19 protein-coding genes are annotated in these 22,031 nt (G+C 41.5%); 8 read left to right on the forward strand and 11 right to left on the reverse strand.

Annotation, left to right across the window (positions count from 1 at the left end; translation table 11 throughout):
- The first annotated feature begins 13 nt into the window (after nucleotides 1-13).
- The 5 genes from ESA94_RS10495 (at nucleotide 14) to ESA94_RS10515 (ending at nucleotide 5,775) form a co-directional block, all read left to right on the forward strand.
- A complete protein-coding gene (locus tag ESA94_RS10495) occupies nucleotides 14-1,564 on the forward strand; it encodes a phosphatase PAP2 family protein (RefSeq protein ID WP_129130840.1) in 1,551 nt (516 codons plus the stop codon).
- Nucleotides 1,565-1,719: 155 nt separating this feature from the next.
- Complete coding sequence (locus ESA94_RS10500; protein WP_164972703.1) at nucleotides 1,720-2,688, forward strand: LacI family DNA-binding transcriptional regulator; 969 nt, start codon at nucleotides 1,720-1,722, stop codon at nucleotides 2,686-2,688.
- 58 nt (nucleotides 2,689-2,746) lie between these two features.
- The gene (locus tag ESA94_RS10505; RefSeq protein ID WP_129130842.1) at nucleotides 2,747-4,012 is read left to right on the forward strand and encodes an MFS transporter; all 1,266 of its coding nucleotides are present in this window, start codon (nucleotides 2,747-2,749) and stop codon (nucleotides 4,010-4,012) included.
- Between the two features lie 25 nt (nucleotides 4,013-4,037).
- A complete protein-coding gene (treF, locus tag ESA94_RS10510; protein WP_129130843.1) occupies nucleotides 4,038-5,507 on the forward strand; it encodes an alpha,alpha-trehalase TreF in 1,470 nt (489 codons plus the stop codon).
- On the forward strand, nucleotides 5,500-5,775 hold the full coding sequence (locus ESA94_RS10515; protein WP_129130844.1) for a hypothetical protein: 276 nt from the start codon (nucleotides 5,500-5,502) through the stop codon (nucleotides 5,773-5,775). The genes treF and ESA94_RS10515 overlap by 8 nt, the downstream gene beginning before the upstream one ends.
- A 254-nt stretch (nucleotides 5,776-6,029) precedes the next feature.
- Here ESA94_RS10515 and ESA94_RS10520 read toward each other — a convergent pair whose 3' ends face one another.
- The 6 genes from ESA94_RS10520 to ESA94_RS10545 form a co-directional block, all read right to left on the reverse strand.
- Nucleotides 6,030-7,973 carry an alpha-amylase family glycosyl hydrolase gene (locus ESA94_RS10520; protein ID WP_129130845.1) on the reverse strand — a complete coding sequence of 648 codons (1,944 nt, stop codon included), beginning with the start codon at nucleotides 7,971-7,973 and terminating at the stop codon, nucleotides 6,030-6,032.
- A 5-nt stretch (nucleotides 7,974-7,978) separates the two neighbouring features.
- Nucleotides 7,979-8,932 carry a carbohydrate kinase family protein gene (locus tag ESA94_RS10525; protein ID WP_129130846.1) on the reverse strand — a complete coding sequence of 318 codons (954 nt, stop codon included), beginning with the start codon at nucleotides 8,930-8,932 and terminating at the stop codon, nucleotides 7,979-7,981.
- Between the two features lie 21 nt (nucleotides 8,933-8,953).
- On the reverse strand, nucleotides 8,954-10,708 hold the full coding sequence (locus ESA94_RS10530; protein WP_240671029.1) for a glycoside hydrolase family 13 protein: 1,755 nt from the start codon (nucleotides 10,706-10,708) through the stop codon (nucleotides 8,954-8,956).
- Nucleotides 10,709-10,717: 9 nt separating this feature from the next.
- On the reverse strand, nucleotides 10,718-12,205 hold the full coding sequence (locus tag ESA94_RS10535) for an MFS transporter (RefSeq protein WP_129130847.1): 1,488 nt from the start codon (nucleotides 12,203-12,205) through the stop codon (nucleotides 10,718-10,720).
- Between the two features lie 210 nt (nucleotides 12,206-12,415).
- Entirely contained in the window at nucleotides 12,416-13,486 is a 1,071-nt protein-coding gene (locus ESA94_RS10540) for an ABC transporter permease (RefSeq protein WP_129130848.1), read from the reverse strand.
- A gap of 48 nt (nucleotides 13,487-13,534) precedes the next feature.
- Nucleotides 13,535-14,629 (reverse strand): glycosyltransferase, encoded by a 1,095-nt coding sequence (locus ESA94_RS10545; RefSeq protein WP_164972704.1) that lies wholly within the window; start codon nucleotides 14,627-14,629, stop codon nucleotides 13,535-13,537.
- A 159-nt stretch (nucleotides 14,630-14,788) separates the two neighbouring features.
- Between ESA94_RS10545 and ESA94_RS10550 the strand changes: the two genes are divergently transcribed.
- The 3 genes from ESA94_RS10550 to ESA94_RS10560 all read left to right on the forward strand — a co-directional run bounded on the left by ESA94_RS10550 (nucleotide 14,789) and on the right by ESA94_RS10560 (nucleotide 16,390).
- Nucleotides 14,789-15,559 (forward strand): glycoside hydrolase family 25 protein, encoded by a 771-nt coding sequence (locus ESA94_RS10550; protein ID WP_129130850.1) that lies wholly within the window; start codon nucleotides 14,789-14,791, stop codon nucleotides 15,557-15,559.
- Between the two features lie 57 nt (nucleotides 15,560-15,616).
- Nucleotides 15,617-16,078 carry a hypothetical protein gene (locus tag ESA94_RS10555; RefSeq protein WP_129130851.1) on the forward strand — a complete coding sequence of 154 codons (462 nt, stop codon included), beginning with the start codon at nucleotides 15,617-15,619 and terminating at the stop codon, nucleotides 16,076-16,078.
- An 84-nt stretch (nucleotides 16,079-16,162) separates the two neighbouring features.
- Nucleotides 16,163-16,390: a hypothetical protein gene (locus tag ESA94_RS10560; RefSeq protein WP_129130852.1), complete on the forward strand. Its 228-nt coding sequence runs from the start codon at nucleotides 16,163-16,165 to the stop codon at nucleotides 16,388-16,390.
- Nucleotides 16,391-16,425: 35 nt separating this feature from the next.
- On the opposite strand, the gene ESA94_RS10565 is transcribed toward ESA94_RS10560, so the two are convergent.
- The 5 genes from ESA94_RS10565 to ESA94_RS10585 all read right to left on the reverse strand — a co-directional run bounded on the left by ESA94_RS10565 (nucleotide 16,426) and on the right by ESA94_RS10585 (nucleotide 21,990).
- Nucleotides 16,426-16,851, reverse strand: coding sequence for a YybH family protein (locus ESA94_RS10565; RefSeq protein ID WP_129130853.1), 426 nt, complete (start codon nucleotides 16,849-16,851; stop codon nucleotides 16,426-16,428).
- Between the two features lie 115 nt (nucleotides 16,852-16,966).
- Nucleotides 16,967-17,869, reverse strand: a complete 903-nt coding sequence (locus tag ESA94_RS10570) for a TIM barrel protein (protein WP_129130854.1) — start codon at nucleotides 17,867-17,869, stop codon at nucleotides 16,967-16,969.
- Between the two features lie 67 nt (nucleotides 17,870-17,936).
- Complete coding sequence (locus ESA94_RS10575) at nucleotides 17,937-18,575, reverse strand: gluconate 2-dehydrogenase subunit 3 family protein (RefSeq protein WP_129130855.1); 639 nt, start codon at nucleotides 18,573-18,575, stop codon at nucleotides 17,937-17,939.
- A 36-nt stretch (nucleotides 18,576-18,611) separates the two neighbouring features.
- Nucleotides 18,612-20,294, reverse strand: coding sequence for a GMC oxidoreductase (locus tag ESA94_RS10580; RefSeq protein ID WP_129130856.1), 1,683 nt, complete (start codon nucleotides 20,292-20,294; stop codon nucleotides 18,612-18,614).
- 10 nt (nucleotides 20,295-20,304) lie between these two features.
- A complete protein-coding gene (locus tag ESA94_RS10585) occupies nucleotides 20,305-21,990 on the reverse strand; it encodes a GMC oxidoreductase (RefSeq protein ID WP_129130857.1) in 1,686 nt (561 codons plus the stop codon).
- Between the last annotated feature and the right edge of the window lie 41 nt (nucleotides 21,991-22,031).

The following is a 22,031-nucleotide window of genomic DNA, read 5'->3' on the forward strand; positions in this document are numbered from 1 at the left end:
TAAATACGAAACAATGTATATCAACATAAAACAAATTACTGCTGTACTGTTACTGTCTGTTGCAGTTGCATCTTGCAGTAAAGAAATTACGGAACGAACAAAAAATGCACCGGCATTAAATCCGTCGAACATTGATGCAAATGCCGGCACATGGAAGCCCATATTACTTACTGCCCCCGATGAGTTTGCAGTTGCAGCACCTGGTGCAGCAAGTGGTCCCGGTTATACTGCAGAATTGAATGAGATCAAGGGTTATCAAAAAGATATGACGGGTACACAAAAAGAACGCATGAATTATTGGAGTGCCGGTGCAGTATTTCGCTGGAACGAAATCATGCGTGGCTTGGTGGCAAAATATAATCTGCCGCCTTATCAAAATCCTGATGGTACTTATCCTGTGCCCGATGCAAACAATCCGTTTAACAATCCGCAGTTTCCGTTTGCTAATCCGCCGTACGCATCACGTGCTTATGCTTATGTAAGCGCTGCGCAATACGATGCATTGGTGGCTGCATGGCATTATAAAAAATTATACAATCGCTTAGCGCCTTACAAGATCAATAATACGATCACTACTTTATTACCACAATCAGATTTACCATCTTACCCAAGTGAAGATGCGGTAGTTGTCGGCGTGATGGTGGAGATGTTGAAATTATTTTTTCCCAGCGAACAGGCAGCTATTCAACAACTGGCAACAGAACATAAGAATACGAGAATTATGGCCGGCATGAATGTACGCAGTGATATTGAAGCAGGTGAAGCATTAGGCAGATTGGTTGCACAAAAATTTGTTACACGTGCAAGAGGCGACAGAGCCGGTGCTGCAGTTGGCAATGCAACATTGTGGCAGCAAATGGAAACGCAAACTGCTGCAACAGGCGAAACACCATGGATCAGCCAGGAGTCGCCTAAGCGTCCTCCCATGTTACCGTTGTTCGGTCGTGTGCGTACATGGTTGTTCGATTCGTTAACGATGGTTACAAGTATTCGTCCGGGTCCGCCACCATCAACCAAATCAGAAAAGTTTAAACAGGAAGTGGCAGAAGTGCTGCACTATAGTAAAAACGCAACACGTGAACAGTTGGCTATTGTGCATTACTGGGCCGATGGTTTGGCAACACATACACCTCCCGGTCACTGGAACGCAATTGCTGCAGATGATTTTATTGCAAAACGTTTTAGTGAAGTACGTTGGGCACGCAACATGGCTTTATTAAACATGAGTATGATGGATGCAGCTGTTGCCTGTTGGGATGCAAAGTTCTTTTACTTTAATCCACGGCCATCGCAGGTAAATTCTGAAATAAAAACATGGACAGGTTTGCCCAACTTTCCAAGTTATACAAGTGGTCACTCCACATTCAGCGGAGCAGCAGCAACAATTCTTGGTCGCATTAATCCTGATCGTAAAACAGCATATGAAGCAATGGCAAGAGAAGCATCACTTTCTCGTTTGTATGGTGCTATTCATTACCGCAGCGATTGTGAAGAAGGATTGAAATGCGGTAACGTTATTGGCGGCTATGCCATTACACGAGCCAATGCCGATGGAGCAAATTAACATTATTCATCTTTTATCAGTAGTATAAATTCTCCTCCCCTGTTTTACAGGGGAGTTTTGTTTTAATACCTTCTTTTTGTAATGCTGCAGGAAAAGCTATCTTTAGGCTACTATTGATTAATGATATACGCATGCAACAAAGCACACTAAAAAAATTGTCCGAAGCCCTTGGTATCAGCATTTCAACTGTATCCCGGGCATTAAAGGATCATCCGGATATTTCTGCATCTACAAAACTTAAGGTAAAAGAACTTGCAGCTGCAATGGAATACGAACCCAACAGCTATGCAGTATTGCTTCGCACCAAACAAAGTAATGTGCTGGGTATACTTGTTCCATCGATCACTAATTTTTTTTACGATTCGTTTATTGCAGCTGTTGAAGATGAAGCAAGAAAATTCGGCTATACAGTATTGATCATGCAATCGGGCGACAGTGCTGCAACCGAAGTTGCAAACGTTTCTATTTTTCGCAAACATATGGTGATGGGTTTGTTTGCAACTGTATCGATCGAAACAGAAGACATTGCTCATTTCAGAAAAATGGAAGATATGGATGTGCCTGTTGTTTTCTTTGATCGTGTGCCCGAAGAAAAAGAAGTGTACACAGTTTGTTTAAGCGATGCTGATGCAGCACGCATTGCAGCAGAAGCCATCATTGAAAAGAAAAAGAAAAATGTATTGGCTTTGTTTGGTCATCCGCATTTAAGTATCACAAAAGTGCGTTGCAAAACATTTGTTGAAACAATGAAAGCAAATTCGCCGGATACAATTGTATCGGTTGATTATCCCGAACAGGCCGATCCATCAGAAAAAATTGTACTGAATGCATTCAGATCATCCAATCCTCCGGATGTTATTTTCTGCATGGGCGATTTAATCTTAATTGGAGTAATGCGTGCAATACATCAACTTAATTTAAAAGTACCCGATGATGTTGCTGTTATCGGCATCAGTAATGGCTTTATTCCAACGTTGTTTAATCCTGTTGTTACATATGTTGAAACCAGTGGTTATAAGTTAGGCAAACAGGCTTTTTCGCAAATGCTTGGTCGTTTAAAAGGCGAACCTGTTGCCGAAAACGTTTGCATAGAATCAATGTTGGTAAAAGGCGGTTCTTTGTAGTGTAATTGCTTTGGTAAGTGCATAGTATCGGGTATATTTAAATTCAATACTACTTGCCATGTCAACCTTCCGCATTAAGCTTTCGCTTTTCCTTAATTATTTCGTGTTCGCTATTCTGCTTAACAGTGTTGGTACTGTTATACTGCAGGTGCAGAATAATTTTGATGTAAGTAAAAGCTCTGCAAGCGTGCTTGAAGCTTTTAAAGACATGAGCATTGCTTTTACTTCATTCCTTATTGCATCGTATGTAAACAAGATCGGCTATAAACGCACCATGCTTATTGCACTGGCACTGGTTGCCGTAATGTGTTTAAGCATTCCATCGCTTCCAACATTTTATATGACGAAGATGTTGTTTGCTGCTGCAGGTATTGGCTTTGCATTAATAAAAGTGAGTGTGTTCGCAACAATAGGATTGGTAACAAAATCGAAAAGCGAACATCTCAGTTTTATGAATTTCCTTGAATCGTTTTTTATGGTTGGTGTGCTGTCGGGTTATTTCCTGTTTGCTTCAATGGTTGATAACAGCGATCCGAAATCTGTAACATGGTTCAACACCTATTACATACTCGGCGGGTTAGCTGCTGCAGCATTTGTTTTGCTGCTTACTACCAAACTCGATGAGTCGTCGATTAAAGAAGCAGAGAAAAATAAATCGGCAACGAATGATTTTACAGAGATGCTGCAACTGGTTGTTCTGCCATTGGTACTTGTATTTATTTTCAGTGCATTCTTTTATGTACTCATTGAACAGAGTATTATGAGTTGGTTGCCTACATTCAATAAAGATGTGCTGAATATTTCTACCAGCTTAAGCATACAGCTTGCAAGTATTCTCTCTGCATTTATTGGATTAGGCCGCTTGCTTGCAGGGATCATTCTCAGAAAAGTTGACTGGATTTATGTATTACTTGGTTGCTTGTTATGTGCTGGTGTTGTGGTTCTCATTACAATGCCCATGGCAGCTAATATTGCACCCGGTGTAAAAGAAACACTTGCTGATGTTCCTGTTGTTGCATTTGCATTTCCGTTGATCGGTTTATTTCTTGCGCCCATCTACCCTGCTATCAACTCTGTTATTCTAAGCAACCTTCCTTCACATCGGCACGGTGCTATGAGTGGATTGATCGTTGTGTTTTCTGCATTGGGAGGTTCAACAGGTTCCATCATTACCGGCAACTTATCGCAGGCTTATGGCGGTGAAACAGCATTTTATTTATCACTTATACCTATTGCAATTCTTATTGTATTGCTGATCGTGTTTAAACGCCTGCAGCCGAAAGGCGGCGCATTAGTAGATATTAAAACTGCAGGAGGACATTAACGTGAAAACGATCGAACTTTTTGAAATGCATCCATTGTTCGAAGATGTGCAGATGAGCCGCATTTTTGAAGATGGAAAAACATTTGTGGATTGTGTGCCCGCTGCACCGCCCACTTTTATTTTACAGCAATACGCAGCTGAAAAACAAAAAACAAATTTTAGCCTGCAACAGTTTGTTGAAAAATATTTTGTACTGCCAAAACAAAATGTAACTGGAGAGCACGAAACACAAACAGAGATAGTTGCACATATTGATGCATTGTGGTATGAATTGACAAGACAGCCTGATCTTGCCCAAAAGGGATCATTGCTTCCGTTGCCTAATGCATACGTGGTGCCCGGTGGTCGCTTTCGTGAAGTATATTATTGGGACAGTTATTTTACCATGCTGGGTTTAAGAGAATCGGGACGTATTGATTTGCTGGAGAACATGGTCAACAACTTTACACATCTTATCCGAACCATCGGTTTTATTCCGAACGGAAACAGAACGTATTATCTTGGTCGTTCACAACCACCGTTCTATTCATTCATGCTGCAGTTGTTGGCGGAAGTGAAAGGCGAAGCAATTTTAGTGCAGTACAAAGATGCGTTGGAGAAAGAATATGCTTTCTGGATGAAAGGAAACGAACTGTTATCAACTACGCATCGTTTTGAAAAACATGTTGTGCTGATGAAGGATGGCGAAGTATTGAACCGTTATTGCGATGCATACACAACTGCAAGACCTGAATCGTACCGGGAAGATGTGGAGTTAACACATGCGGCAACACAACCTGCAGATACATTGTATGCGCATTTGCGTGCAGGTGCAGAGTCGGGCTGGGATTACAGTTGCCGTTGGTTCAGCAACATCAATGATTTTTCAACAATTCATACAACAGAAATAATTCCGGTTGATTTGAATTGCCTGCTGTTTAACCTGGAGCAGTTACTTGCAAAAGTAAACAGCATGTCGAATGATGAAACAAATGCCGGGTTGTTTGCAATTGCAGCAGAAAAAAGAAAAAAAGCCATTCTTAAATATTGCTGGAATGAAAGTCTGCAATTGTTTACCGATTACGATACAGTTACCAACAGTTGCACAAGTGTACAATCACTTGCAACAGCAACTCTTTTGTTCGTTGGCATTGCAACGCAACAACAAGCCGATGCGGTTGCAGCAGCATTGCAGCAATTGTTTTTAAAAGATGGCGGCTTGCTTACTACGCTCTACGAAACAGGGCAGCAATGGGATGCGCCGAATGGCTGGGCTCCGTTGCAATGGATGAGTATTGTGGGCTTGGAGAATTACGGGCATCAGTTGCTTGCTGCCGATGTTGCAAAGCGCTGGATAAAGCTGAATAAAGATGTGTTTGCAAGAACAGGGAAGCTAATGGAAAAATACAATGTGGTGAACACGCAACTGGAAGCAGGTGGTGGTGAATATGCAGGTCAGGATGGTTTTGGGTGGACCAACGGCGTTTTACTAGCTTTGATGAAGAAGTATGAATAATATTCGTTTGAACAATACACTCAGTTTTTCTGTTGAACCCTACAACGGCAAACTTCGTTTTGTTGTGTATGAAAACAGCAAAGAATATGTTTGTCGTATTGAACGGAAGAAAGCAATGGAAACTTTTTTAATTGCAGATACGGCCAGTATTTTTAAAGGTCGTTTGCAATTGCACAAATACAACAATGAAATTGCTGTTGAAGTAAAGGGGGAGATTGTTGGGAATATTCTTCTCTCGTCGTTTAAAAAAATGCTCAGCACGAGCTGACCTGACGGCTCTGAAAATTAGTTTGAGTACTTAAAAAATAGGAGTGTCGTCATCTCGACGCAGGAGAGATCTCTAAAGTTTCAGTTAGTTTAAAAGTAGGTAAGCAACTTTAATTTTCAGAGATGTCTCGTTCCTCGACATGACGATTTAAGGCTGTTTATAAAATTACAATGTGCCGAATACTCGGAGTACTATCATCTCACCCCACAAGAGAGAGATACTTTTAATAAGTAGTAAAACAGAAGGTTTCTTGCTTATCCCTCCAGCAGAGCAAACCCATATGGCGGTAACACAAAAAATTCATGATCGTTGCCAACTGCATAGGTTTCTCCACTCCAGTGATCGAACAAAGATGATGGCGCATTGCCTTTTTCTTTAAATGCAAACCAGGTTAGGAAGGAAACGCTGCCTGCAAAATTAAATACAGCAAATAATCGCTTGCTGTTGCTTTCACGTATGTATGCAGCTACATGCACATTGTGTGGCGTTATCCAGGTAAGATTACTTTGATCGCTTACAAAATCAAGTTGCTTACGGATTGCTAATAATTTTTTTGTTGAATTGAAAATGCGTTGTTCAACAGTTCCTTCCTGTTTTCTGCGTTCGTTCTTTTGCCAGTCGATCACAGGACGATGCATCCAACGGTTATCATAACTTTTTCCTTTGTCGTTTAAATAAGAATAATCATTTGTATACCCGATCTCATCGCCATAAAATAGCATGGGCACACCACCGAGGAAAAAACTATGTGCCTGCATCAGCAATATTTTCTGGATCGACTCGTCAATATCTTTTGAGCTGTTGTTGTTAATTGCTTTTTCCAATCCGCATAACGATGCCAATGAACCGCTGATGCGTGCATCGCCTGTTTTAGGATTGCTGGAAAACAATGCACCCACAGCAGGTGAAGCCGGATGTGTTCCCGAATAATAATCTTTCAGATACCTGCGATGCGCATAAGCTTCAAAGCCCGCCTGCTCAATCATTGCATCGTCATAACCCAAACCAATATCATCGTGGCAACGTGTGTAAGTGATCCATGATGTGCCATAAGGCTTTTTTAGAATTTCGTGTTGAGCAGCCAACATTACTTTGGTGTCGCCTGTTGCAAGCATATCCCATTGCAAAGCCATGTGTGTTGCGTTGTATGCAAAATCACATTCACGTGCTGTGTAATGATCATTGCCGAAATACTTCATAATTTCTTTCGGTGCAACGATGGCTTCGCCCAGCAACGCCATGCCCGGTGCTGCAACCTGCACACATTGTTTGATTAAACGCAACAACGTATGAGCTTGTGGTAAATTCTGACAGGTAGTGCCAAGTTGTTTCCAGATAAATGCAGGCGCATCGATGCGCAGAATATCTACACCTAAGTTGGCAAAGAAGAAAATGGTATCCAGCATTTCAATAAACACATTGGGATTGGTATAATTCAAATCCCATTGGTAATTATGAAACACCGTCATTACCCATTTGTTACATTCAGGCACATAGGTAAAGTTGCCCGGCGAACTTTCAGGAAAAATTTCGGGCATGGTACGATCGTATTGATCGGGTACACTGCGGTCGTTGTAGAAATAAAAATAATCCTGGTATTTTTTTTCACCTGCTTTCGCCTTTATGGCCCATTCGTGTTTGTGCGAAGTATGATTCAACACAATATCGAGCATGAGGTACATGTTACGTTTGCGCATTTCTTCCTGTAACTGCAACAGATCTTCCAGCGATCCAAAACGGTCATCTACTTTACGAAAATTGGAAACTGCATAACCGCCGTCACTTTCATTAGCCGGACTTTCAAAAATCGGCATCAGGTGTAAAAAGTTTATACCAAGCTCTTCGAAATAATCCAGCTTGGTTTGCATGTTTTTTAAGCTTCCTGCAAAACGATCAACATACAAACTCATCCCGTTTATTTCATTGCTGAGAAACCAGTATTCTTTTTCCAGCTTTTGAATATCCCGTTGTTTTAGAACAGCCGTTCTTTTTTGATAAGCAACGATTATTGTTTTCACCACATCATCAAACAACAACTCGGCTGATGGATGATGTTCGTATAACTGCAGATACAATTCAAGAATGGGGGCAGTATTTGCCAGCATGCGGGTGTAAAACAAGTTGTCTTCACCACCAACATCAATTTTTTGTTCCTTCAGTAATGCATTAATATGTTCGTGAACGCCGAATGTGTACATAAAACTTAATTGAAAATGTCGCTGCTTAAATGTTTAAAGGCTTCCATAGCGCCGAGGTATTCGCAGGTACGGGCTCCTGCTTTGTTGGCGTTGATGATGATCTTTATCCATTCTTCAGCAGGCAACTGTTTTATTTCGTGTAAACTGTAATTGCGTAATTGAAACAATACTGCTCCGGTAAATGCATCGCCTGCACCTGTGGTGTCAACAGGTGTAATGGCAATACTGTCAATAACACAGGTTGCACCATTCATTCCCAGCAGTGTACCATCTTTACCCAACGTAATGGCAAAAACAGCATTGGTTTGTTCAAGAAAATATGCAGCAGCTTCATCAACTGTATTTTTCTTCGATAGCATCAGTGCTTCTTCATCGCTCACTTTAAAGAAATGACAGTGCTGCATAAAGTACCAGGATTGCAGGATAAATGAATCCTGGTTGTCTTTAAATAAAAGATGACGATAGTTTGGATCGAAGCTTACAAAATTCTGCTGTTTCAATGCACGGCTCAACAAGCCTGCATACGCTTCTTTTAATGGTCCGGGTAAAAAGCCTGTTGCAGATCCAAAGTGAATAATGGAGTAATTAGTAAGATCAATACGATCTACATCCTGTTTGTTCAACTCACCATCGGCACCACGGTTAAAGTAGAAATCACGTTCGCCGTTTTCCATTAACGATACAAAGGCAAACGTGGTAAAATGTTTTTTATCCTGTATAACATGATTGGTGTTTACACGAAAATCCTGCATCACCTGTATAAGATGATCGCCAAACGGATCGCTGCCCACTTTGGCACTCAGGTCCACATCGCCACCTAAGGCAGCAATGGCTGCTGCAACATTGGTTGGTGCCCCACCCGGCTTTTTTAAAAAATGTTCACCGTCCGATAACGACTTTCCTTTGTCGGTACAAATCATATCGATGAGCGCTTCACCAATGCAAAGAATTTTATTCATAATCAAAATAGTTAGGACAGGTTAAAATTCAATTACCGATGCTTCGTACGGTTGTAATGTTTCTGATGCATTTGTTGATCCGTAGTTGTTGAGTAAGGTTTTTCCTTTGCTCAAATCCATACCTGTTTTTAACGTTGCTGTTTTGTTTTTAAAGTTGAGCAGTATTAAAAAAGTTTTGTTGTTGAGTGTGCGGGTGTAAGCAAATACATCGGGGTTATCTGCATCAACCAAAGTAAATGCACCGTACTGCAATGCTTCGTTTGCTTTGCGTAGTGTGGTGAGCTTACGGAAATAATGTAATGCACTGTTTTGATTTGCTTCTGCAGCAGCAACATTTACAGTTGTATAATTCGGGTTGATCTTTAGCCAGGGATTACCCAATGTAAAACCTGCACCGCTTGTACTATCCCATTGCATAGGTGTACGGCCGTTATCACGGGAGGAAATTTTCATGCCCTCGAGAAAACGTTTCAGATCGCCACCTTTTGCTTTTACCTGTGCGTAGTTGGTATGCAGTTCCACATCGTTATAATCTTCTACTTTGTCGAACTTGATATTGTTCATACCTATTTCATCGCCGAAATAATAAAATGCAGTACCACGCATGGTAAGAATAAATGTGCTAAGCATTTTTGACGACAGCTCACGAAACTCCGGTGCATCATTTCCCCAACGTGTAACCATTCGTGGCTGATCGTGGTTGGCGAGATAAACCGTACCCCATCCTTTTTCAGTAAACGCACTGTCCCAACGTTTATAGATCTGTTTCCATTTTACAAGATCCCATCCTTGGGGGTCAGGCATTTTATATTCATTAGGTAAGTAACCAAAATCAATTGCTTCAAAATTGTACGCCATGTTTAACTCGTTGCGGTCTTCATCTACAAACTTTTTCACCCGTGGTACATCGCCCATTGCTTCTGCAACAGTTGCAAGTTTGTAAGGCGTTAATACTTCTTTGTTCATTTCCTGAATGTAATCGTGCAGGTGCGGACCACTTGCATAATACATCACCCAAACACCATTGTACTCAGGAGGAAGCGCAGGCCATGTAGTATCTTTTGCAATAAAGGCCAATGCATCCATACGGAAGCCATCAATACCTTTTTTGCTCCAGAACTTCATAATGTCATACACTTCCTGCCGAAGCTTTGGATTTTCCCAATTAAGATCGGGTTGAAAATCGCCGAAGTAATGCAGGTAGTAAGAGTTGGTTGCTTTGTTAAATTCCCATCCATAACCTTTTTCATCGAAAATGCTGAAACGATAAGGCGGCTCACCTTTTTCTGCAGGCCACCAATGAAAATAATTATAGTATGGACTGTTTCTGCTTTTGCTTGCTTCTTTAAACCAGGGATGTTCGTTGCTGCAATGATTCACCACCAGATCCATAAACACTTTAATACCCCGCTGGTGAAATCCTGCAAGCAGTGTATCAAAATCGTTCATGCTGCCGAACTGCTTCGATACATTTCTGTAATCGCTGATGTCGTAACCATTGTCTTTGTTCGGCGATTCGTAAATAGGATTGAGCCATACTGCATCAATACCCAACGACTGTATATAATCGAGTTTGGAGATGATGCCTTTGATATCGCCGATACCATCGCCATCACTGTCTTTAAAACTTCGGGGATAGATCTGGTACACCACCGCTTCCTTCCACCAGGTTTTGTTTTGCATGGCTGTTTGTTTTGTTGCTGTATTTTTTTCTTTGCAGGAAACAAGCAACCAAACAGCGATCAGTAAAAGCAATCCTATACGCAGGTAACTCATACAACTGGTTTAATGACCTCCTGCAAAAGATACAGTTGTATCCGCTGCAGGTTTACCGGCCTTTATGAATAATGTAAGTAATGCCGCAATTAATAAAAGCACACCGGCAAACGCAATGGCATTACCGGAATGATTGCCGAGAAATTTCTTGAGAATAAAACCGAACGTGGTTGTTTGGATGAACATGGGAATAACGATCATCATATTAATAATACCCATGTACACACCATAACGTTCTTTTGGAATTTTACTCACCACAATGAGGTAAGGAATACCCATCATACTTGCCCAGCCAATACCAAAGCCGGTAATGGCAGGAAACAACAGGTACTTGTTTTCAATAAACGGAAAGAATAATAAGCCGATACCTGCAAGTACCAAACAACCAAAATGTACCAGCTTGGGCGAATATTTTTTGGCGAAGTACACCAGCACAAAAGCACTTGCAAACGTAATTACATTGTACCAGCCGTTTACAAGACCGGTCCAGCTAACTGCTTTTTCATAAAGGTCACTGTCCTGTTCCGGAGAAGTTTTCCAAACAGACAGTGCAATGCTTTTTGAAGAGTTTTGCCAGTAACAGAACAACGCATACCATTGAAACAAATACACCAATGCCAACTGCCACATTACTTTCGGCATGTTAATGATGGCATCAACAATTTCAATATTCTGTGCAAAAATGATTTTTAGTGTTGGATGTTCTTCGGTATAACGAATAAGCTTACGTAGCAATCCTTTTACAAACAAAGAAGGAATGAGCAGTATTGCAATAATGATGTACGCAACAACGGTAGTAATGATGGAAAGAAAAAACTGCACAACCGGATGTGGCATGCCTTTGTTTTTTTCTTTGAGGGTTTGCAGCTCTTCTTCTGTTGGCGGAATTTCGGGTGTGGTGCGCATACTCCACCAGATAGAACCGATTGAACAAACAGCACCTAAAAAGAAGGAAGCAAAAACCCATGTAGGCAGCTTACCTGTTTTACCAATAAAGATCAACGGAAAAATAAACAACGATATGTTGGCCAATGTTTGACCAAAGCCAGTAAAGAAACTCTGTGCCTGGAAACCGGTTGGTTGTTGCGATGCATCTAACTTATCGGCTATAAATGCACGGTAAGGTTCCATGGCTGTGTTGTTACCGGCATCAAGTATCCATAATAAGCCGGCGGCCATCCACAATGCACTGCTGAAGGGAAAAAGGAACAATGCAATGCTACAGATCATTGCACCAATAAAAAAGTAAGGTGTACGCCGGCCAAAACGGGGATGCCACGTTTTATCGCTCAACGCACCAATAATGGGTTGAATAATTAAACCGGTGAGTGGCCCTGCAAGATTAAGCCATGGAATTTCGTCGGGCTTTGCACCAAGAAAATCGTAGATGGGATTAACGGCACTCTGCTGCAAACCAAAACTGTACTGAATGCCGAAGAAACCAACATTCATGTTGATGATTTGCCAAAAGCTTAACCGTGGTTTTGAAATAGACATGTGCAGCTGGGTTGGTTTATATGGACTAACTGCACGAGGCAGCAATCGTTAGGAAAGATAAATCAAGTTTAGGATTGCTCATAGACCGCAAACGGTTGATGTTGGGAAAAAGGAAAGTCTGTTCGTCAAGTCGAGGAACGAGACATCTCTTAAAATTAATACAGCCTTTCGCTCATGCAACCTCTCCTTTGTTGAGGCGACGGATCTGCATTAATTCCTTACATCCAGCACATCTCTCAATCCGTTTCCCAACAAATTAAAAGCAAGCACCAGTAGCATAATAGCAATACCCGGTGCAATGGCCAACATAGGATTATTGGTGATGATGAAGTTGTAGTTTTCTTTGATCATCAATCCCCAGCTTGGTTGTGGTGCCTGCACACCTACCCCAAGAAAGCTAAGTCCGGCCTCAATAACAATGGCACTGGCAAAGTTGCTTGCAGCAATAACAATTACCGGACCCATAATGTTTGGAAGAATGTGTTTAAAAATTGTACGGCCATGCGAAAAACCCATGGCTTTAGTTGCTTCAATATAATTCAGTTCACGAATGCTGAGTATTTGTCCACGCACCAAACGGGCAACGTTTACCCATAAGGTTAAACCAACGGCAATGAACACCTGCCAGAAACCTTTACCCAATGCAAGTGTAATGGCAAATACCAACAGCAAAGTAGGAATGCTCCACACTACATTAATCAACCAGAGAATGGCTTCGTCTATCCAGCCACGAAAGTAGCCTGCCACTGCACCGAGAAAAATGCCAACAGTTAGTGAAATGAGTACAGCAATCAATCCAACACTTAAACTTACACGTACACCAACAATAAGGCGACTGAGAATATCACGGCCAAACTTATCGGTACCTAACCAAAAGGTTTTGTTGGTAACAGCTTCATGATAATCCCTGCCGTTTAATGCGAATTTTAATTTTTCAGTAACGCCATCATCCACATATTTATCTACCTCAATACTGTCTTTGAAAGCGCTGTAAGCGGTAATAGGAATGTATTGCACTGCATCATCTTTACCAAACAGCAAACTGCCGCCCGCATTTGCTTCTTTATCTAAAAGAAAAAACTGTTGCTGATAGCCCGGCTTTTTTGCTGCAATTTCTACAATAATACGGTTGGCATCGGGCGTTGCATCGGGAGCGAGTACGTATGCAAACAAGGCTGTGATGATAGCAAGTACAATCACAATCAATCCAAACACAGCGCCTTTGTTACGGCGCAGTTTTTTCCAAAATGTTTTTGTGAAGGATTGTTCTGTTACTGCCATCTGAAAAAGAAATGAAGCTAATTAATTATTCGATTCATCAGGAGCTTCTTACTTCACTGTTCTTCCCTTCCACTCATACTTACCAAACTTACCCAGCCAACCCGCAATAACAGTGTACACAATATGAAAAGGCTGTGCAAGCGGAAACCATAACAACAGTTTAGTTTTTTGATAAAATCCTGCAACCGGAAAAAGGAAAAACAGTTCGGCAACTGTTTTAATACCCAACGCCAGTAACAGCAATTGCAAATTATTATTGATGAATAAACAACTTATTGCAAGTACCAGTAACCATGCATTGAGCAGGTATACCAACAGCAGCACAGCAAAAATGCGCTTGTCATCATACTTGTCGGCTTTGCTGGCCCAACGGATTCGTTGGCGAAAGAATGCTGCAACTGTTTCAACAGGGTTGGTAAGAACAATGCTGTCTGCCGCTTTACAGTAATGCACTTCGCTCGGGTATTGTTTGTACAGTTTATGCATCAGCAGCATATCATCGCCACTGGCAATATGATCTACGCCTTTAAAACCATCCACTGCATAAAAGGCATCTTTACGGTAGCAGAGGTTGGCACCATTACACATGCTGTGAAAACCTGCAGCAACCGAAGCGGCAGTAATGCCCTGCAGACTTAAAAAATCAAGCGACTGAAATACTTTAATTGCAGAGCTTTCTTCTTTCATGTCAACAGGTGCAGCAATAAAAACGGTTGGTTGCTGTTGAATGATGAATGCAAAATTGCGTAACCAGTTTACAGGAACAATGCAATCGGCATCGGTAGTAACAATGTATTCGCCTGTTGCAGCTGCAATACCGGCTTCAATTGCTTTCTTTTTGTAGGAGTTGATCTTTTCGCTGAGCTGGTCTTTCAGTTCAATCACTTTTACAAACGGAAATTGACGGGCAGTTGCAACTGTGGCGTCATCGCTGAAATCGTCCACAACAATTACTTCAATTAATTCTTTAGGATAGTTCAGTTGTTCAATCGATCGCAAGCAATCTGTAATATTCTGCTCCTCGTTACGTGCAGGAATTAAAATGCTGAAGCGTGTTGTTGCAGTAAACTCATTTGTTGCTGCAATGTCCTTTGTTTTATTCCACCAATAGCGGTACAACAACAGCAATACTGTATAAGGCATCAACAAACAGCATGTAAACAGCAGCCATAGCATGCTGCAAAATAAGCAGCAGTAACCGAACTGTAAATTTTATCTGCACACCGGTATCTGTCAATAAAAAATTAAAAACAGGCCGAACTCTTTTTTTGCGCTTTGCGGAAAGTAGATTTGCAACTCTTTATGGCCCGTAAGAAAAAGAAATCGTTGCGTTTCCTGCCCTGGATCATTATTCTGCTGGTGTTTTTGGCAGGAGCATTTCTCTATGGCCGTAACTGGTGGCTCGAGTGGCAGGCGGGTAAAATACGTTACCGTGAGTTTGGTATTGAAATTCCATCGAATTATGTTGTGCATGGTATTGATGTAAGCCGCTACCAGCAAACCATTAACTGGGATGCAGTAAAGGCAATGAATGTAGAAGGTGTGCAGGTGGGCTTTGCATTTATTAAAGCAACAGAAGGGTTAATTGGTACCGACTTTCATTTTAAACGCAACTGGCGTAATGCAAAAGAAGCAGGTGTAACAAGAGGAGCGTATCATTTTTTTATTGCCACAAAAGATGGTACCAACCAGGCAAAAAATTTTATACAGAAAGTAAAACTTACACCCGGCGATCTGCCACCTGTTTTAGATGTTGAACAAACCTATGGTGTATCAAAAACAGTTTTACAACAACGTGTAAAAGCTTTTTTGTATGCTGCGGAATTGGCGTACGGTATAAAACCGATCATTTACACCAATGCCGATTTTTATACAAAGTACCTCGATGGTGCTTTTGATGAATATCCGTTGTGGGTGGCACATTATTTACGACCTGTTGCACCACGTATTGAACGCAACTGGCATTTTTGGCAACACAGCGAAAGCGGAAGGGTAAATGGTATTGCAGGTAAGGTTGATTTTAATGTGTTCAATGGCGATAGCACAGAATTTCAACAACTGCTTTTGAAATAGTATTTATTTTTGCGACCAGAACGGGCAATTATTCGTCTTAATACTTAAATGACTTGTATGAAAAAACTTTTCCTGGCTATTCTTCTCAGCTCCGCCTTTTACGTTGCACAGGCACAAAACGAAACAGCAAACAGTCCTGAATATAAAACAGCCATTGGTGCTAAACTGTGGACAGGTGGTGGTGTGTCAATTAAAACATTTATTAAAGACAATAATGCGTTGGAGTTTATTGGTTTCTTTGATCGTTATGGTACACGTATTACAGGTTTGTACGAAATACATGGCAACCTCAGCTCCGAAGGTGCATTGAAATGGTATGTTGGTCCGGGTGCGCATGTGGGCTTGTACAAAGGCATTACAGCTGTTGGTATTGATGGGGTAGTTGGTATTGATTATAAATTCACCAATATGCCATTGAACCTGGCGCTCGACTGGCAACCCAGTTTTGAATTGGGCAGTGGTACCCGTAACGGCTTTAACGCCAACTGGGGTGGTTTCGCTATTCGCTTTACACTCTAAGAAAACAATTTATACATTATGCTGTTGTACAGTTTGTGCAACAGCATTTTTTATGTTCGTAACTTTCGCTGAAAATTATACAGTATGAGCGGCATGGAACCGGAAACACAGGATTTTCTGAAACGGATTGTACAAACTGTTTCGGTTGGCATGCTGTTTATGTTGCTGCACATGACCTTTGGGCTGTATCTTAACTGGGGTTTCTTTGAAGGCACACCCTCTATCGGCAACATTATTTATTACATCGTTTTTCTTGGTTCGCTTGCCGGGTTGATCTATTACTACTATCGTTTGTGGAAAGGGAAGTTGTAAAACAAAAAAGCCAGCAGCTTAATTTTGAAACTATATCAACTGCTGTGATCGGCTACAATTAACCATTGGCCTTTTATTTTTCTAAACAGCAATGTGTAATGCCCGCCTACATCACCTTCTTTGGGTCTTGCTAAATGCCATTGACCAATTACAAAATACGCATCTGCAGAAATACGCTTTAGCTGAATGAAAGGAAATGTAAGTGTACCCATTGCATCACGGTTGGGATAACCTTTTTTATAATTCTCCAGTGTGTTGTTATAGCCGTAAGTAATACCGCTTTTGCCAATGAACATCAATGAATCGTTGTTCCAGTAACCCTTCATAAAATTATCCAGGTCGCCTTTGTTCCAGTATGTTGTTTGTGCAGATAAAATTGAACGTATCTGCTGTTCATCGTTTGTTTGTGCAAAAGAGGATAATGAAAACAGCAGCGCTGTAAGCAGGAGTAATTGTTTCATATTTGAATGTAATAAAAAAAGCCACCACGAATTACACGAATCTTCACGAAAGGTCAAAAAAAAGCCGTTTCAGTCTTGCTGAAACGGCTTCAAACTATAAATAGAAAAATGTTGCTTATTTATTGCCCCACTTTTTCTTCTTCATGTATGCAATGCTCTTTTTAATACACTCTTCTTCGGGCATGGTGTAGGCTTCCTGCTCTACATAAGCAAAGCGTAAGCCTGCAGTTTTCTTGTGTGCAAAAATGCTGCTGAAGTCGATAGTACCATCACCTACCTGTGTACTTTCTTTTTGACCTTTAGCATTCACCGTTGCATCTTTTACATGCCACTGCGTAAAACGACCAGGGTATTTGTTGAACCATTCAACTGCATTTTCGTTCATGAACGAACTCCAGTAAAGATCAAGTTCAAACTCAACCATTGAGGGATCTGTTCCTTCGAGCAACACCTGGAGGAACGATTTACCATTGTCCAGTTTTTTAAATTCGAAATCGTGGTTATGATAAGCCAGTTTCATACCGGCTGCTTTGGTAATTTCTGCTGCTTTGTTTACCAACTCAACGAGTTTTGGTAACGCATCGGCACCACGTTGGTTTGCATCTAACCATGGAATAGTAGCATAGGAATTGCCCATTTCATTTCCGGCTTCAATTACTTTTTTCCAGAAATCGAGATTGCCGCTGCTGAGTACCGGCCCGAAATTGTAATGACCACTTGGTGAAACAAGGTTACGATCGTTGAACATTGCTTTGAATTCTTTTGGCGTTTTGCCAAAGAATGTTTTTCCATCAAAGCCATACAATTCAATTTGCGTATAACCTGCTTTTGCTACATAATCCAATGTACCTGCAAGGTTTTTAGCTACATCGTTCCGTACAGTGTATAATTGAAGTCCGTACTTAAGTTTTGCGGCATCAGGTGCAGCAGCACAGGAAAATAAAGGCAAGCCTGCCAATGTAATACCGGCTGTTGCTGCAGCCGACGTTTTTAAAAATGATCTGCGATTGTAACTCATTTTAATTCAAATCGTTTTATGCAGGTTGTTCCTGCAGGATATTAAATAGTTTGCTTATACAGAATAATTACTCAGCCCAGGCTTTATCGCCTTTTTTGTAAGGGTAAGCTCCATCGTACTTGGTAGGAACAGAAACATGACGTAACGTTTCTGTCATACCTGTTTTTGATGTAAAGAAGCCGAGCAATGTTAATTGCTTCATCATGGTATAATAATGACTTGGCGATCCTTCAAACTCGGTCTGATCTTTCCACGCAAGCGCTTCATTCTTTTTCTTATGCTCTTCACGCAATGGCTTATCTGCATCATCACGTTTCTGGTTAAACTCCTTCGCTTCTTTTTCAAGGCTTACTAAAAAAGCTTTGCGTTGCTCAGGCGTACATTCCATAAAAGCCTTGCTATGCATTTTTTTGCAGGCTTCATCCAGTTCGCCAATACCGTTTACAAAAGCATCCTGTTGTTTTTGTGTGTAACAATCGGTTACCATTACTTTCATAAACTCGCCAACCTTGGCTGCTTTGGCACCAGGCGTTGATGTAGCAGGAATAATGGTTTCTGCCACTTCATCGAGCAAGGAAATATTGGCTGCAGTAAAACCTGCATCGGCTTTTGCACCTGTTTTACAACCGGCTAAAAACAATTCGCCACCAATAACAGCACCACCTGTAAGGAGTGCAATTTGTTTTAGAAGATCACGACGGTTCATATAAAAAATTGTTTAAAAAATGATTGATAATAATAGTTATAGATTTCCTTTTTTTAATTCACTCACAGCAAAATCGGCAGCACGTGCAGTTAATGCCATGTAAGTTAATGATGGATTAACGCAGGATGAACTGGTCATGCATGCGCCATCGGTAACAAATACATTCGGTGCATCCCACACTTGGTTGTTGCCGTTGAGTACACTTGTTTTCGGATCACGACCCATGCGTGCAGTACCCATTTCATGAATACCGTGGCCCATGGCATGTCCTGAATCATACGTAGAAATATTCTTTACACCTGCCGCTTCAAACATGGCCTGCAGATCTTCTTTAATATCCTTGCGCATATTCAGTTCGTTCTCCTTCATTTCAGCATCCATTTTTAAAACAGGCAATCCCCATTTGTCTTTTACTTCACTATCCAATGAAATTTTGTTTTCATGATAAGGAAGTATTTCGCCAAAACCTGTTGCACCAATGCGCCAGCCGCCGGGTTCTGTCAATGCTTCTTTTAGTTCGCTGCCAATGCTCAGTTCTGCAACCACTCTTCCCCAACCTTGCCGGCTTGCACTTCCCTGGTAACCATACCCACGTAAAAAGCTTCGGTTTTTATCGCCGGGTGTATTTGCAAAACGGCTGATATAAAATCCGGCAGGTCTACGGCCAAATTCTGTTACATTTTCATAACCTTCTATTTCGCCGCTTACACCAAGGTTGTAATGATGATCCATTACATTATGTCCTAACTCGCCGCTGCTGCTGCCTAAACCGCCGGGCCATATATCTGTAGCTGAGTTAAATAACAACCAGGTAGAGTTTAACGCCGATGCACAAACGAAAACAATCTTTGCTTTAAACTCATAGGTTTTGTTATCCATGCTATCAAGCACTTCAACACCCGTTGCTTTTTTCTTGTCTTTATCGTAAAGAATTTTTGTTACGATTGACAAAGGCCGAACTGTTAAGTTGTTTGTTTTTACGGCAGCAGGTAATGTAGAAGACTGTGTGCTGAAATAACCACCAAACTGACAACCTTCCCAGCAGCGGTTACGAAACTGGCAACCGGGACGTTGATCGTGTGGCACTGTTATATTCGCTACACGGCTGTTGATCATATGTCGCTCACCTTTATAGAAGGCTTTGATCTTTGCTGCTACATCTTTTTCTACAATATTCAACGGAACGGGTGGAAGAAATTGTCCATCGGGTAAATAAGGCAATCCTTCAACCGAACCGCTGATACCTGCAAAACGTTCAACATGATCGTACCACGGTGCAAGGTCTTTATAACGTATAGGCCAGTCAACACCAAAGCCATCTTTTGCATTGGCTTCAAAATCCAGTTCGCTCCAACGATAACTGTGGCGGCCCCATAAAACGGAACGGCCTCCCATACGATAACTACGCCACCAGGTAAACGGTTTTACTTCGGTATAAGGCGAATCTTTTTCATTCGTCCATGCATCCATTACACGTTCGTTGGCTGCCCAGCCCCGGTGTATAACCGGGTAATCTTCTTTTTGTTGTTGAGTTGTTTTGCCACGATGCTCAAACTCCCAAGGCATTTTTGTTGCCGTTTTGTAATCGGTGATATGTTTATGCTCAGCACCACGCTCCAGCATCAGCACCTTCAAACCTTTTTCGCAAAGTTCTTTCGCTGCCCAGCCGCCGCTGATGCCCGACCCGATTACAATTGCATCAAATGTATTATCTGCCATGAACGATCAATTAAAGATTGCCTTTCTTCAATTCTTTAACTGCAAAATCAGCAGCACGTGCTGTTAATGCCATGTAGGTTAAAGAAGGGTTTACACAAGATGCAGATGTCATACATGCACCATCTGTAACAAAAACGTTGGGCGCATCCCACACTTGGTTGTTGCCGTTAAGTACAGACGATTTCGGATCACGACCCATACGGGCAGTACCCATTTCATGAATACCCATGCCCGGTGCATAACCCGAATCGTAGGTGTTTACATTCTTCACACCTGCAGCTTCCAGCATTTCTTTTGCATCGTTCATCATATCAATACGCATCTTCTTCTCATTCTCTTTGATCTCTACATCCATTTTTAAAACAGGCAAGCCCCATTTGTCTTTCACTGTTTTATCGAGTGAGATCTTGTTTTCATGATAAGGAAGCATTTCGCCAAAGGCAGTAATGCCAATTCCCCAATCATCGCTCGGCATACTTAATGCATCTTTCAGTTCTGCACCAATGGTTAATTCGGCCACTTCCATACCACGTCCACGATTTGCAGCTCCCTGGTAACCGAAGCCACGCAGGTAATCACGCTTATCATCATAAATATTCCGGAAGCGTGGAATGTAAATACCGGTTGGTCTGCGACCGAACAAATACTTATCGCTGAAGCCTTCTACTTTACCACCTGCACCGCAACGGAAATGATGATCCATTACGTTATGACCCAACTCCCCGCTGCTGCTGCCCAAACCACCTTCCCATACATCGGTTGCAGAGTTCATTAACACCCATGTTGAGTTAAATGCCGATGCACAAACGAAAACGATCTTCGCTTTGTACTCGTAGGTTTTGTTTGTTTCTGCATCAAGTATTTCAACACCTGTTGCACGCTTCTTATCCTTATCGTATAAAATTTTTGTAACAATAGAGAAAGGACGCAAGGTTAAATTACCTGTTGCCATTGCTGCAGGTAAGGTTGCAGATTGTGTACTGAAGTAACCACCAAACGGACAACCTCTCCAGCAACGGTTTCGGTACTGGCAATTGGTTCGGTTATTATGCGCCTGTGTAAGATTGGCACTGCGGCCAATGATCATGTGGCGTGTACCTTTGTAATGATCGAGCAAACGTTGCTTCACTTCTTTCTCTACACAGTTCAGTTCCATACCCGGCATAAAATCACCATCAGGTAATACTTCTAAACCATCTTTTGTTCCCTGGATGCCTGCAAAGCGCTCGGCATAGCTGTACCACGAAGCAATATCATCGTAACGGATAGGCCAATCTACTCCAATGCCTTCTTTTGCATTTGCTTCAAAATCCCATTTATTGAAACGATAGCTCTGACGGCCCCACATAAGCGAACGGCCACCAACATGATAACCACGATACCAGTCGAAACGTTTTTCTTCGGTGTAAGGACATTCTTTATCCTTTACCCAATAATCCAGTACCGTTTCGTTTAAGGGATAGTCACGCTTTAACACAGGATAATCAGCAATCATTTGCTGCGTTGGTCTTGCGCCTCTGTGCGGAAACTCCCATGAATCTTTGGTAGCATTCACATAATCTTTGATGTGTTCAATATTACGACCACGCTCAAGCATAATTGTTTTGAGACCCTTTTCGGTTAATTCCTTGGCGGCCCAACCACCACTGATACCAGAGCCAATAACAATGGCATCGTACACATTATTTTCAGGCATATGACAAGTTTAAGATTAAATGTATTTGGTTTGAATGATTG

It is taken from the genome of Lacibacter luteus (assembly GCF_004118265.1).
Taxonomy (GTDB): domain Bacteria; phylum Bacteroidota; class Bacteroidia; order Chitinophagales; family Chitinophagaceae; genus Lacibacter; species Lacibacter luteus.

Bases quoted from the DNA above. Each gene is read 5' to 3' on its own strand.
- ESA94_RS10495 (WP_129130840.1), top strand. From the start codon at position 14: ATGTATATCAACATAAAACAAATTACTGCTGTACTGTTACTGTCTGTT.
- ESA94_RS10505 (WP_129130842.1), top strand. From the start codon at position 2,747: ATGTCAACCTTCCGCATTAAGCTTTCGCTTTTCCTTAATTATTTCGTG.
- treF (WP_129130843.1), top strand. From the start codon at position 4,038: ATGCATCCATTGTTCGAAGATGTGCAGATGAGCCGCATTTTTGAAGAT.
- ESA94_RS10515 (WP_129130844.1), top strand. From the start codon at position 5,500: ATGAATAATATTCGTTTGAACAATACACTCAGTTTTTCTGTTGAACCC.
- ESA94_RS10520 (WP_129130845.1), bottom strand. From the start codon at position 7,973: ATGTACACATTCGGCGTTCACGAACATATTAATGCATTACTGAAGGAA.
- ESA94_RS10525 (WP_129130846.1), bottom strand. From the start codon at position 8,932: ATGAATAAAATTCTTTGCATTGGTGAAGCGCTCATCGATATGATTTGT.
- ESA94_RS10530 (WP_240671029.1), bottom strand. From the start codon at position 10,708: ATGAGTTACCTGCGTATAGGATTGCTTTTACTGATCGCTGTTTGGTTG.
- ESA94_RS10535 (WP_129130847.1), bottom strand. From the start codon at position 12,205: ATGTCTATTTCAAAACCACGGTTAAGCTTTTGGCAAATCATCAACATG.
- ESA94_RS10540 (WP_129130848.1), bottom strand. From the start codon at position 13,486: ATGGCAGTAACAGAACAATCCTTCACAAAAACATTTTGGAAAAAACTG.
- ESA94_RS10545 (WP_164972704.1), bottom strand. From the start codon at position 14,629: ATGCCTTATACAGTATTGCTGTTGTTGTACCGCTATTGGTGGAATAAA.
- ESA94_RS10550 (WP_129130850.1), top strand. From the start codon at position 14,789: ATGGCCCGTAAGAAAAAGAAATCGTTGCGTTTCCTGCCCTGGATCATT.
- ESA94_RS10555 (WP_129130851.1), top strand. From the start codon at position 15,617: ATGAAAAAACTTTTCCTGGCTATTCTTCTCAGCTCCGCCTTTTACGTT.
- ESA94_RS10560 (WP_129130852.1), top strand. From the start codon at position 16,163: ATGAGCGGCATGGAACCGGAAACACAGGATTTTCTGAAACGGATTGTA.
- ESA94_RS10565 (WP_129130853.1), bottom strand. From the start codon at position 16,851: ATGAAACAATTACTCCTGCTTACAGCGCTGCTGTTTTCATTATCCTCT.
- ESA94_RS10570 (WP_129130854.1), bottom strand. From the start codon at position 17,869: ATGAGTTACAATCGCAGATCATTTTTAAAAACGTCGGCTGCAGCAACA.
- ESA94_RS10575 (WP_129130855.1), bottom strand. From the start codon at position 18,575: ATGAACCGTCGTGATCTTCTAAAACAAATTGCACTCCTTACAGGTGGT.
- ESA94_RS10580 (WP_129130856.1), bottom strand. From the start codon at position 20,294: ATGGCAGATAATACATTTGATGCAATTGTAATCGGGTCGGGCATCAGC.
- ESA94_RS10585 (WP_129130857.1), bottom strand. From the start codon at position 21,990: ATGCCTGAAAATAATGTGTACGATGCCATTGTTATTGGCTCTGGTATC.